The organism is Streptomyces sp. CA189 (genome assembly GCF_056428985.1).
Genome location: NZ_JBWJVM010000022.1, coordinates 91755 through 103606 on the forward strand (window position 1 = coordinate 91755; position 11852 = coordinate 103606).

The window sequence follows — 11852 nt, forward strand, 5'->3', positions numbered from 1 at the left end:
CTCCGCATGTGCGTCGCACGAGTGCTGCCGCCCCAGTGTGGCGGCAGCACCCCCCAGATCGCCAGGGCCCTCTTTCTCTTCCGTCCCCGTCAGTGCTTCGCGGGGAGGAAACCGAGGTGGTCGTAGGCCTGCGCCAGGGTCTCGGCGGCGACCGCCCTGGCCTTCTCCGCGCCCTTGGCCAGCAGGGAATCCAGGGTCTCCGGATCGTCCAGGTACTCCTGGGTGCGCTGCTTGAAGGGTGTGACGAAATCGACCATCGCGCCGGCCAGATCGGTCTTGAGCGCGCCGTAGCCCTTGCCCTCGTACGCGGCCTCCAGCGACGGGATGGACTCGCCCGTGAGAGTGGAGTAGATCGTGAGCAGGTTGCTGACGCCGGGCTTGTTCACCGCGTCGAAGCGGACCACGGCCTCGGTGTCGGTGACCGCGCTCTTGATCTTCTTCTCGGTGGCCTTGGGCTCGTCGAGGAGGTTGATCAGGCCCTTGGGGGAAGACGCCGACTTCGACATCTTGATCGCCGGGTCCTGGAGGTCGTAGATCTTCGCGACCTCCTTGACGATGTGCGCGGAGGGGAGGGTGAAGGTCTGCCCGAAGCGCTGGTTGAAGCGCTCGGCCAGGTCGCGGGTCAGCTCGATGTGCTGGCGCTGGTCCTCGCCGACGGGGACCGCGTTCGCCTGGTAGAGCAGGATGTCGGCGACCTGGAGGATCGGGTACGTGAACAGGCCGACGGTGGCGTTGTTGGTGCCCGACTTCGCGGACTTGTCCTTGAACTGGGTCATCCGGCTGGCCTCGCCGAAACCGGTGATGCAGTTCATGACCCAGCCGAGCTGCGCGTGCTCGGGCACGTGGCTCTGGATGAAGAGCGTGCAGCGCTCGGGGTCGAGACCGGCGGCGAGGAGCTGCGCGGCGGAGAGCCTGGTGTTCGCGCGGAGATCCTTCGGATCCTGCGGCATGGTGATCGCGTGCAGGTCGACGACCATGTAGAAGGCGTCGTGCGTCTCCTGCAAGGCGACGTACTGGCGGATGGCTCCGAGGTAGTTCCCGAGGTGGAACGAACCGGAGGTGGGCTGGATGCCGGAGAGCGCGCGAGGACGATCAGAAGCCATGGCCCCATTCTCTCAGGTGTGACACGGGGCTCGGCCCCGCCGCTGGCCGGAACCCGGCGGGTCGCTCCGGGCCCGCCCGGCCCCGGCACGGGTACCGGGCGGTAGCGGCCCGTCCGGATCTTGCCTCGGCCGAGCGACCGCTTTCCGTTGCTCCCGCTGCGGGGGGCGGGGGGGGCTCCGCGCCGAGGTCCGAGGAGTCCCGCTGCACGGGGCTTCGTGGGCGCCGCCCACACCCGCGCCTCAAACGCCGGCGGGGCTGGATGTGGCCGACGTCGGCCACAGAGGTGCGGATGCACCGCGGGCTCACGCTGCGCTGCGCGCACGTACGAACCGTCGGCACCCAAATCCAGCCCCGCCGGCGTTTGAGGCGCGGGGTCTGGGGCGGAGCGCCAGGGGGTCCGGGCGCAGCCCGGGGAACGGTGGAAGGGCGGGTAGGGGACAGCCCCGCAGGGACCGGCCCCCACCCGGCGGGTCAGGCGAGCGGGAGGCCCGGGGCCGGGAAGGCCGCCATGAGGTCGATGACCTCGGCCCGGATCTTGCCGAGGGCCGCCTCGTCGCCCTGCCCGGCGGCGTCCACCGCACGCGCGATCCAGTCGGCGACCACCGGCATGTGCTCCTCGGAGAGCCCCCGCGAGGTGAGCGACGGCGTACCGATCCGGATCCCCGACGGGTCGAACGGCTTGCGCGGGTCGAACGGCACCGTGTTGTAGTTCACGACGATCCCCGCCCGGTCCAGCGCCTTCGCCGCGATCTTGCCCGAGACCCCCTTGCCCGTGAGGTCGATCAGGATCAGGTGGTTGTCCGTACCGCCCGAGACCAGGTCGAAGCCCCGCTCCAGCAGAGCGGCGGCCAGCGCCTTCGCGTTGGCCACGACCGCGTGCGCGTACGACACGAACGACGGCTGCGCCGCCTCGTGGAGGGCCACGGCGATACCGGCCGTCGTCTGGTTGTGCGGGCCGCCCTGGAGGCCCGGGAAGACCGCCTTGTCGATGGCCTTCGCGTGCTCCTCGCGGCACATCAGCATCGCGCCGCGCGGACCGCGCAGGGTCTTGTGGGTGGTCGTCGAGATCACGTCCACGTGACCCGCCGGCGACGGGTGGGCCCCGCCCGCGATCAGGCCCGCGATGTGCGCCACGTCGGCGACCAGCACCGAGCCCGCCTCCTTCGCGATCAACGCGAAGGCCTCGAAGTCGATCGTGCGCGGGAGCGCCGTACCGCCGCAGAAGATCAGCTTGGGGCGCTCCGCCAGCGCGAGGTCCCGTACCGCGTCGTAGTCGATGAGACCGGTCTCGGCCCGGACCCCGTACTGCACGCCCCGGAACCAGGAGCCCGTCGCCGAGACCCCCCAGCCGTGCGTCAGGTGCCCGCCCATCGGCAGCGCCATGCCCATCACCGTGTCGCCGGGCTCGGCGAAGGCCAGGTACACCGCGAGGTTGGCGGGCGAGCCGGAGTACGGCTGCACGTTGGCGTGGTCGACTCCGAAGAGGCCCTTCGCCCGCTCCACGGCCAGCGCCTCGATGCGGTCGATGTTCTGCTGGCCCTCGTAGTAGCGGCGGCCCGGGTAGCCCTCGCTGTACTTGTTCTGCAGCACCGTGCCGGAGGCCTCCAGCACGGCCGCGGAGACGTAGTTCTCGCTCGGGATGAGGCGGAGGGTCTCCGCCTGGAGGGTCTCCTCGGCGGCGACGAAGGAGGCCAGCTCAGGGTCGGTGGCGAGCAAGGCGGGGTGGCGGTACGGGTGGTGGTGGTTCGCGCTCATGGCGGCTCCTCCGGGGTCGATGTCAGATCTCGTCCCCGCGAGGCCCAGGCGAGCGGCCCTGTATGCGGTCGTGCGCGCACGGCTCCCCCGGAGTTGGTTCTCCGTGCGCCAGTCGCCGTGCGTGTCCGACACCTTAGCGGGCACGCCTCGAGAAAGGTTTCTCCGTCCGGTATTCGAGCGAGGATGGAGGGTGACGCCCACCCTCGTCACCGGCTTGACGGACGATCGGAGACCCCGTGTCGACAACTGCTGATGCCATCCGCTCCGCCGACGCGCACAGCGCGCACAACTACCACCCCCTGCCCGTCGTCGTCGCCACGGCGGAGGGCGCGTGGATGACCGACGTGGAAGGCCGCCGCTACCTCGACATGCTCGCGGGCTACTCCGCCCTGAACTTCGGCCACGGCAACCGCCGCCTGCTCGACGCCGCCCACGCCCAGCTGGAGCGGGTCACCCTGACCTCCCGCGCCTTCCACCACGACCGCTTCGCGGACTTCTGCACCCAGCTCGCGGCGCTGTGCGGCAAGGAGGCCGTCCTGCCCATGAACACGGGCGCGGAGGCCGTGGAGACGGCGGTGAAGACCGCCCGCAAGTGGGGTTACGAGGTCAAGGGCGTACCGGACGGCCACGCCAAGATCGTGGTGGCGGCCGACAACTTCCACGGCCGCACGACGACCATCGTGTCGTTCTCCACCGACCACGAGGCCCGCGACCACTTCGGCCCGTACACCCCGGGCTTCGAGATCGTCCCGTACGGGGACCTCACCGCGCTCGCCGCCGCCGTCACCTCCAACACCGTCGCCGTGCTCCTGGAGCCGATCCAGGGCGAGGCCGGCGTCCTCGTGCCGCCCGCCGGATACCTGCGGGGCGTACGGGAACTGACGCGCGAGCGGAACGTCCTGTTCATGGCGGACGAGATCCAGTCGGGCCTGGGCCGTACCGGCAAGACCTTCGCGTGCGAACACGAGGACGTCGTCCCGGACGTGTACATCCTCGGCAAGGCGCTGGGCGGCGGGGTCGTGCCCGTGTCGGCGGTGGTGGCCGACCTCGACGTGCTCGGCGTGTTCAAGCCGGGCGAGCACGGCTCCACCTTCGGCGGCAACCCGCTGGCCTGCGCCGTCGCCCTGGAGGTCGTCGCGATGCTCCGCACCGGCGAGTACCAGCAGCGCGCCACCGAACTCGGCGACCACCTGCACCGGGAGCTGAACCTGCTGGTCGGCGGCGGTGCGGTGACCGCCGTACGGGGCCGCGGGCTGTGGGCGGGCGTGGACATCGACCCGTCCCGCGGCACCGGCCGGGAGATCTCCGAGAAGCTGATGGGTCTCGGGGTACTGGTCAAGGACACCCACGGGTCCACCATCCGGATCGCGCCGCCGCTGGTGATCTCCAAGGAGGACCTGGACTGGGGTCTGGACCAGCTCAGGTCGGTCCTCGGAGAGACGGTCTAGGGGGTGGCCTCCTGCCCGTGAGGCCGGGTTTCGAGGGTGATCTCGATGCCGCGGACGGTGAAGTGGCGGGCGGGCCGCAGGCCGGCGGCCCGCATCGCCCGTTCTTGAGCGGCGGCGGCCCGCTCGGCGGCCGGCCGGGCCCCGGCGGAGAGATGGGTGCACGCCACGTGCCACACGCGGGGCGCGCCTTCGAGGCGCCGGGCGAGGGTGGCCGGGTCGGCGGGCGGGTTGTCCAGTACGCCGGCCTCGGCGGCGGTCCGGGACCGGCCGAGGTCGGGCCGCCAGGCGAAGGCCTCCCGGTAGGCGGTGGAGATCAGGCCGCAGCGGGCACCGCTGAAGAGGACGCTGTCGCCGGGGGCCTCGTGGGCGTGGAGGATCCTGACCGCGGCGAGGCTGTCCCAGGACCGGCTCTGCTCCAGCCGGATCGCGCGGTGGGTGAAGGCCAGGGGCGCGGCCACGGCCAGCAGCAGTGCCGTCCGGGCCCACCACGGCAGGGTGAGGATTCCGGCGGCGAGCAGCAGGGCCAGCGCGGGCAGGCAGAAGACCAGGTAGCGGTACGCGAACACGGGCTGCGCCACGGTGGCCAGGGCGAGCAGGGCCGGCGGGACGGCCAGCCACGGCACGGCGACCGCCCGGATCAGGGGCGGGCTCGCACGCCGCCGTACGGCGAGCGCTCCCAGGGCGGTCACGGCCGCGCCGAGGAGCAGCAGCTTGAGCGTGTCCAGGAGGGTGTCCTGGCCGGGGAACAGGAGCCAGGAGAAGAGGGCCAGAGGGGTGGAGAAGGAGACCGGCGGGGACTCCCCCACGGCGGAGTGCTGGGTCAGGGCCAGGTACAGCAGGGGCGCCACGGCCGCCACGCCCGCCGCCTGCGATGGCCACGCGCCGTGCCGTGCGTCGCCCGGGGCGGATCCAGGCCACGGTGACGGCGTGTGCGGCGAGCAGCAGCAGCCCCATGACGTTGAACCAGCCCAGTACCGCGACCAGTACCGCGTAGGCGACCGGCCACCGCCGCCTGCCGTCGCCGGTCAGTACCTTGGCCAGGGCCCCGGTGGCGAGGACGGCCGCCGCCATGACGAAGGCGAACGAACGCCCCTCCTGCGCGTACCGGGAGGCCGTCGCCGCCACCGCGAGGGCCAGCCCCGCACCCGTGCCGAGGCGGGGACCGTCGAGAGTGCGGCCCAGCCACACCACGGCGGCCACGGCGACGGCGACGGCCGCCGCGGACGGGACCCGCATCGTGAACTCGGTCACCGAGGTGACCTGTCCGACGAGGTGCATGAGCACGTAGTGCAGTCCGTGCACCGCGTCGACCCGGCCGAGCAGCGCGAACAGCTCCCGCCACGAGCGCCGCGCCACGTCCATGGTGACGATCTCGTCCGTCCACGGGGCCGGGCCCGTGGTGCCCCACACCCCCAGCGCGAACGCGAGGACCGGCATCGCCCAGCCGGCTGCGCGCGTCGGCAACCCGGTTCGTGGAGCGGTCCGCCCGCGGGGCGGGTCGGACGCGGCCGGGGACGGGTACGGGTACGGGTACGGAAGGGCCGTCACGACGTTCGGCTCATCACCGGCGCACAGCGAACCGGGGCCACAGGACGTCCTCCACACGATCGGCGCGAGCCGGAACGGTGACGGACGGACCCGAACGGCATGTCCGTACGCTGCGGCCGCCCCGGCCCGGCGGGGCCCTCCAGGGTGCCGCGGCCCGCACGGGCCGCGCCTCACCCGAACGGCCGACCCCGCCCCGGTCGCGGGACGGCCTAGAGGATGACGTGGGGCAGGAAGCGGGCGTACTCGTCCGTGACCGGCCCGGCCGATTCGCGGATGCCGAGGCCCGCCGCCTCGTCCTCGACGACCCACGCGCCGAGGACCACCCGGTTGCCGTCGAAGTCGGGCAGCGGGGCGAGGCCCTGGAACACGTACGTCTCGTCCTGCTCCGGTGCGAACGGCTCGCCGCCGGCCGGGTGCAGGGTGACGCCCGCGCCCTCGCGCCCCAGCAGCGGCTTCGCCGCGTAGCCGGTGGTCGTGGCGAGCTCGCGCGGGCCGTCCAGGTAGGCGGGCAGCAGGTTCGGGTGCTCCGGGAAGAGCTCCCACAGGACCGCCAGCAGCGCCTTGTTGGAGAGCAGCATCTTCCACAGCGGCTCGATCCAGGCCGTGGTGCCGGAGCCGCCGCCGTGGTCGTACGTGCCGAGGACCTGCGGGGCGAACTCGTCGGTGGCCAGCCACTCCCACGGGTAGAGCTTGAAGATCGCGCGGATGAAGCCGAGCTTCTCGTCCACGAACCGGCCGGACAGGCTGTCCCAGCCGATCGCCTCCACCGACAGCTCCCGCGTGTCGATGCCGGCCTGCTCGGCGGTCTCCTGGAGGTAGGCGACCGTCATCAGGTCCTCGCCGAGCTCGTCGGTCTCGGAGTGCGCGAAGTGCACCGGGCCGGGCGGCAGCAGCTCAACCTGGCGGCGCCAGGCGTCGACGAGCCGCTCGTGGAGGGAGTTCCACTGGTCGGCGCCGGGGAAGCGCTCCTCCATCCAGAACCACTGCGGACTGGCCGCCTCCACGAGGGAGGTGGGGGTGTCCGCGTTGTACTCCAGCATCTTGGCGGGGGCGCCGGAGCCGTCGTAGCGCAGGTCGAAGCGGCCGTAGAGCGAGGGCTGTTCGGCGCGGCGCCGCCAGGACTCGGCGATCAGCGCGGCGAGCTTCGGGTCGGTGATGCCGAGGTCGGCGAAGCGGTCGTGGTCGACTATGTGCTGGGCCGCCGCGAGGCACATGGCGTGCAGTTCCTCGACGACGTTCTCCAGCGCCTCGACCTCGGGGAGGGTGAAGGAGTAGTACGCGCTCTCGTCCCAGTAGGGGCGCAGGGAGTCGTCGGGGTAGCGGGTCAGGGGGTAGATCAGCCCCTGCTCCTCGACGGTCTTCTGCCAGTCGGGGCGGGGCTCGATGGTGTGGCGCTTCACGCTGGATCAGCCGCCCGAGGAGCTCTTGTGGCTGCCGCCGATGCCGCCGCGGGTGACGGCGGACTTGTCGAAGCTGCCTCCGGTGACCTTGTTCTTCGCGACGGTGCCGCCGTAGTAGAAGGCGCCGCGGCCGCCGCTCTTGCACTCCTTGGAGTTCAGCTTCTCCAGGGTGGCGCGGTCCGCGCAGCGCTTGTCGGGCTCGTTGCTGCTTCCGCAGGCCACGAGGGCCGCGGCGAGCAGGCCCATGCCGCCGAGGGCGACGGTGCCGGAGCGCATACGGCGCCTGGTGCGCGTGGTGTCGGTGCTGCTGCTGTCCATGGACTGTTCGCTCCCCCTGGGTGTCCGGCTGCGGACAGACTAGAACGGCCGCCCGGGCCGACGGAATCCGGCCGACGCGGGATCCCTGACCTAGAGTCGGTTCGTGCTCATTGGGATGATTTGCGCGCTCGGTGCGGCGGTCTGCTTCGGCACGGCGTCGGTCCTGCAGGCGGTGGCGGCGCGGGCGGCGGAGCCGGGAACGGGATCCGGGGTCGACGCCGCCCTCTTCCTGCGGGCGCTGCGCCAGTGGCGCTATCTCGCCGGACTCGGGCTGGACGCGGTCGGCTTCGTCCTCCAGATCATCGCCCTGCGGCACATCCCGATCTACGCGGTGGGCGCGGCCCTCGCGGCCAGCCTCGCGGTGACCGCGGTGGTCGCGGCGCGGCTGCTGCGGGTGCGGCTGAGCGGGACGGAGTGGGGCGCGGTCGGGGTGGTGTGCGCGGGGCTGCTGATGCTGGGGCTCGCGTCCGGCGAGGAGGGCGCGGGGAAGGGCACGCTCGCACTGAAGCTGGGACTGCTGGCGGTGGCCGGCCTGGTGCTGGTGGTCGGGGCCGTGGCGGGCGGACTGCCGGACCGCAGCCGGGCGCTGACGCTGGGTCTGGCCGCCGGGACCGGCTTCGGGGTGGTGGAGGTGGCGGTCCGGCTCATCGACGACGTCTCGCTCTCCGCGCTGTCGAACCCCGCGTTCTACGCGCTGCTGCTCGGCGGCGGCGCCGCGTTCCTACTGCTCACCTCGGCGCTCCAGCGCGGCTCCGTGACGGCGGCGACCGCCGGGCTGGTGCTGGGCGAGACGATCGGACCGGCCGTGGTGGGGGTGGCCTGGCTGGGCGACCGCACCCGCGAGGGCCTGGCCTGGCTGGCGGTAGCGGGCTTCGTGGTGGCCGTGGCCGGCTCCCTGGCCCTGGCCCGCTTCGGCGAACCTCCGGCGGAGCCGGCCCCCGCGCGGCCCACGTCGGCCCCCGCCCCCTGACCGGGCCATCACAGCGCGGCGACGAGTGCCTCCAGAGTCGCGGACCAGGCATTCTGGGGCGGCCCGCCCGCAGAGCCGCCTGCTCCAGGTCCAGCACCGCGTGCAGGTCCGGCCCGGTCAGCAGGTCCCCGGTGCACGTCCAGCCCGTACCGTTCCTAGCCAGAGTGCAGGAGTGAGTCTTGGACCCACTCGCGTCTGCTGGGCGCATCCCGAACGGTTTTGGATGCACTGGGTCCCCGCGTTCTCGTCCCGCTCGGCGTCGGCTCTCCATGAAGCCGGTCCGTTGCGGGTGGGCGGTTTCCGTCACGCCTGCGGGTGCCTGGTCCGGCCTGGACGGTCCGATGCCCGTAGCGATCGCTCTGGTCGCTACGGGGCGGTGCTGTCCGTCGCCGGATCGGGTGCCCGAGGGCGCGTCGCCCGATCGCGATGCCTGCGGCATCGTGACGGGACATCTTTCGGCGCGGGGTGGCCAGCGGTTTCTGCCAGTGCCGGCCTCCCCACTGGGAGGTGTACGCGGGATCGACCGCAACGACGGCGAGGCCGTGCTCAGCGGCCATCGATACGTGAAGTCGAGGTCCTCGATCGCGATGGCCTTGACGCCGGTGTTCTTCGCCCAGTGCAGTACCTGAGTGAAGGCGTGGCGGATCTGGGCGTCGCGGTGATCAGCTGATCCGCTGAGGTCGTAGAGGAAGCGGCGTGGATCGCCGATCGGGTTGCCGTGCGGGTCGAGTCGGTAGGCCGCGAAGTGGTCGGCGTTGGTATCCACGCCGACCGTGCCCTTCGCACGGGCAGTGGCGAGTGGGATCGTCTGGACGGCGGGGCGTTGCCAGGAGGCGGTCAGGTACCAGCGGCCTCGTGTGACGTCCAGGCGGATGCGGTAGGCGACGGCCTGGTTCGCTTCGATGCGGTCGGCCCATTCCGCGCCCCGGTGCGCGAACGCGATACGGCAGGCCAGGACGTACCGACCATGCTTACTGTTGGCCAGGTACGCGAGCGGGACGGGCAGCTTGATGCTGATCTCCCCGTCCGCAGTGACGCGGATCGTCTCGTTCCCGAACCGTTTCCCGGACTCACCATCAGCAGCAATAAACCAGCGTTCGGCTTCCCAGCGGGCACGCCACTGCTCCTCGGTGAGCTCGGCTGCGGCCAGATTGTGCCGGGTGTTCGCCAGACGCTTCCCACCCCGCACCACACGAACCCGACCCGCCCGCCAGCCAGCCAGCGAGAGCGGCTTCATGGCGCGCTTCCAGAGTGGCGAGACGGCGGGACTTGTTGAACCACTCACTCTTGGACCGGTAGCCGCCCACCGAGCGCTTTCTGCCCCTCTCCCCGATGGGCAGGGACAGGCGGTGCTTCAGCGTCTCGATGCCGGCAGCCACATTCTGGATGTGCGCGGCCTGGCAGCGCCGGGCGAGCGCCCATTGATCGTGGCTAGCCTTGGTAGATCGCCCCAGCGATCCGCGAAGACGACTCTTTGGTCAGCCCCCGCTTACGGACCGCCCACGTGGCGGCGGAGTGGTCGGAGCCGTCCGCGCACCGCTGCTTGAGGTCACGCGACGCCAGGGCGCCCAGATGCGCGCCGACAAGCCGCAGAACCCTCATCCTCGACGCTCAGGCACTTGAGGCGGTCGCGTACCGCCACAGCGGACGGACCGAGCGCCACAAACGAAGGAGCAATGGCACGCAACTTCTTGGCCGGATCAGCCATCGACGGCCACCGCCTCCGGCGCCCGACGCGCCCCCATCCTCGCGAAGTGGCGCCCGTACAAGCGGGCGCAGGGCGGCATCAGCGACCTTCCCTCACGGAACCAGCGAGAGGCACTCGGGGGACGTGCGCCCCGCGCCTTCGCCGACTCCTTGAGATCCATACAGCCGACCGTAACGACACGCACCCAAATGGACCATCACTCAGCCGCCCGAGGGGCGGAAGGCGGCCAGCGCGGCCCGGTGGTGCTCCTGGGTGAGCGTCCACTCGGTCGCCGGGCCGGCCGTCAGGACGGCCCACTTCTTGCCGTCCTGGGCGACGAAGACCCGTTCCACGCCGCGTCGCCGGCCGCGTGATTCCGCGCTGTCGTACTCGTAGACGAGCTCCCCGCCCTCGGGGGTGCCCGGGGCGGGGCCGACGCGGATCTCCTGGTAGCCGGTCGTCTGGGCGCGCAGGTAGGTGGAGGCGCCCTGGACGGCCGCGAGCGGGGTCAGTTCGGGCTCGCTCACCTGGAAGATCTGGATCAGCGCGGCGCGGTCGGGAGAGCGGTAGAAGACTCCCGTGGCACCGTCCTCCCGGACCCATCCGGCCGGGACGGCGACGGTGAACCCCTTGGCGTCGCGCACGGTCTCGCGTGCGGGGTCGCTGCCGCTCGGGCTGGGGGTGGGGCTGGGGCTGGGGCTGCCGGTGCCGGTGCCGGTGCCGGTGCCGGTCGGCGACGGGGAGCGGGTGGCCGTGGCCGAGGGGGCCGGTGAGCCCTCGCCGCTCGGCGGGGCGCTGGAAGCCGTCGGCCCCGCGTGGGCGGGCCGCTCGCCGGAGTCCCGTGCCACGAACCACACGGTGGCCGCGCCGATCGCGAGCGCGGCCACCGCGACGGCCGCCGTGGTCGGCGTCAGCCACCGCCCGCCGGCCCGCGCGGGCCTCGGCGGGGCGGGGTGGACCGGCTGCGGGTACGGATACGCGGGGTACGGGTACGGGTCCTGCGCCGCCGGCCCCGGCCCGTACCCGCCCGGCCCGGTCCCGGAAACGGGCCCCGAGGCCGGGGGGTAACCCGGGGCCGGAGCCGGACCGGGAGCCGGGTCGTAGCCCGGAGCAGGGGCCGGCGCCGGTCCGGAGCCTGATGCCGGGCCCGCGGCCGAGGCCTGGGAGTGGCCCTGGGCCGGGTGGTGGCCCGAAGCCGGCGAGTGGCCCGGAGCAGGCGCGGGTGCCGGACCGGTAGCGGGTGCCGGAGGCCGCCCGGGGACCGGGTCGTAGCCCGGAGCAGGAGCCGAAAGCGACCCCGAGGCCGGGTCGTAGCCCGGGGCCGGGGCCGGGTCGTAGTCCTGGGCCGGGGCCGGGTCGTAGTCCTGGGCCGGGGCCAGGTCGTAGCCCGGGGCCGGGGCCAGGTCGTAGCCCGGGGCCGGGGCCAGGTCGTAGCCCGGGGCCGGAGTGGGGGTCGGAGACGGGTCGTAGCCCGAGCCCGAGGCCGGGCCCACGCCCGAGGCCGAGGCCGGGACCGAGCCCGAGGCCGGGGCTGGGTCGAAGTCCTGGGGCGGAGTGGGGGTCGGAGACGGGTCGTAGCCCGAGGCCGAGCCCGGGGCCGGGGCCGGGGCCGGGCTCGGCCT

9 protein-coding genes, 1 pseudogene and 1 riboswitch are annotated in these 11852 nt (G+C 72.8%); of the genes and pseudogenes, 3 read left to right on the forward strand and 7 right to left on the reverse strand.

Features of this window, described 5'->3' with window-relative positions; all coding sequences use genetic code 11:
• Nucleotides 1-89: 89 nt before the first annotated feature.
• A complete protein-coding gene (gene trpS / locus AC061S_RS18960; protein WP_478687135.1) occupies nucleotides 90-1103 on the reverse strand; it encodes a tryptophan--tRNA ligase in 1014 nt (337 codons plus the stop codon).
• Nucleotides 1104-1575: 472 nt separating this feature from the next.
• A complete protein-coding gene (locus AC061S_RS18965; RefSeq protein WP_478687136.1) occupies nucleotides 1576-2859 on the reverse strand; it encodes a serine hydroxymethyltransferase in 1284 nt (427 codons plus the stop codon).
• A gap of 35 nt (nucleotides 2860-2894) precedes the next feature.
• Nucleotides 2895-2985, reverse strand: a riboswitch (ZMP/ZTP riboswitch).
• A 110-nt stretch (nucleotides 2986-3095) separates the two neighbouring features.
• On the opposite strand from AC061S_RS18965, the gene rocD reads away from it, so the two are divergent.
• Nucleotides 3096-4307, forward strand: a complete 1212-nt coding sequence (gene rocD / locus AC061S_RS18970) for an ornithine--oxo-acid transaminase (RefSeq protein WP_478687137.1) — start codon at nucleotides 3096-3098, stop codon at nucleotides 4305-4307.
• Here rocD and AC061S_RS18975 read toward each other — a convergent pair.
• Entirely contained in the window at nucleotides 4304-5164 is an 861-nt protein-coding gene (locus AC061S_RS18975; RefSeq protein ID WP_478687138.1) for a hypothetical protein, read from the reverse strand. The genes rocD and AC061S_RS18975 overlap by 4 nt on opposite strands.
• Nucleotides 5165-5376: 212 nt before the next feature.
• Here AC061S_RS18975 and AC061S_RS18980 point away from each other — a divergent pair, with 212 nt between their 5' ends.
• The gene (locus tag AC061S_RS18980) at nucleotides 5377-5595 is read left to right on the forward strand and encodes a hypothetical protein (RefSeq protein ID WP_478687139.1); all 219 of its coding nucleotides are present in this window, start codon (nucleotides 5377-5379) and stop codon (nucleotides 5593-5595) included.
• Between the two features lie 469 nt (nucleotides 5596-6064).
• Here the strand turns inward: AC061S_RS18980 and AC061S_RS18985 are convergent, their stop codons facing one another.
• Nucleotides 6065-7255, reverse strand: coding sequence for a glutathionylspermidine synthase family protein (locus tag AC061S_RS18985; protein WP_478687140.1), 1191 nt, complete (start codon nucleotides 7253-7255; stop codon nucleotides 6065-6067).
• Between the two features lie 6 nt (nucleotides 7256-7261).
• The gene (locus AC061S_RS18990) at nucleotides 7262-7573 is read right to left on the reverse strand and encodes a hypothetical protein (protein WP_478687141.1); all 312 of its coding nucleotides are present in this window, start codon (nucleotides 7571-7573) and stop codon (nucleotides 7262-7264) included.
• Between the two features lie 115 nt (nucleotides 7574-7688).
• Between AC061S_RS18990 and AC061S_RS18995 the strand changes: the two genes are divergently transcribed.
• On the forward strand, nucleotides 7689-8543 hold the full coding sequence (locus AC061S_RS18995; protein WP_478687153.1) for a DMT family protein: 855 nt from the start codon (nucleotides 7689-7691) through the stop codon (nucleotides 8541-8543).
• 155 nt (nucleotides 8544-8698) lie between these two features.
• On the opposite strand, the pseudogene AC061S_RS19000 reads toward AC061S_RS18995, so the two are convergent.
• Nucleotides 8699-10251: pseudogene (locus AC061S_RS19000) on the reverse strand (IS200/IS605 family accessory protein TnpB-related protein).
• A gap of 200 nt (nucleotides 10252-10451) precedes the next feature.
• A partial coding sequence (locus AC061S_RS19005; protein ID WP_478687142.1) for a hypothetical protein occupies nucleotides 10452-11852 on the reverse strand: 1401 nt, incomplete at its 5' end.

What these genes read in the sequence shown, in the direction of transcription:
- AC061S_RS18965 (WP_478687136.1), bottom strand. Translation starts at nt 2,859, where the DNA reads ATGAGCGCGAACCACCACCACCCGTACCGCCACCCCGCCTTGCTCGCC.
- trpS (WP_478687135.1), bottom strand. Translation starts at nt 1,103, where the DNA reads ATGGCTTCTGATCGTCCTCGCGCGCTCTCCGGCATCCAGCCCACCTCC.
- AC061S_RS18990 (WP_478687141.1), bottom strand. Translation starts at nt 7,573, where the DNA reads ATGGACAGCAGCAGCACCGACACCACGCGCACCAGGCGCCGTATGCGC.
- AC061S_RS18995 (WP_478687153.1), top strand. Translation starts at nt 7,689, where the DNA reads ATGATTTGCGCGCTCGGTGCGGCGGTCTGCTTCGGCACGGCGTCGGTC.
- AC061S_RS18980 (WP_478687139.1), top strand. Translation starts at nt 5,377, where the DNA reads ATGACGAAGGCGAACGAACGCCCCTCCTGCGCGTACCGGGAGGCCGTC.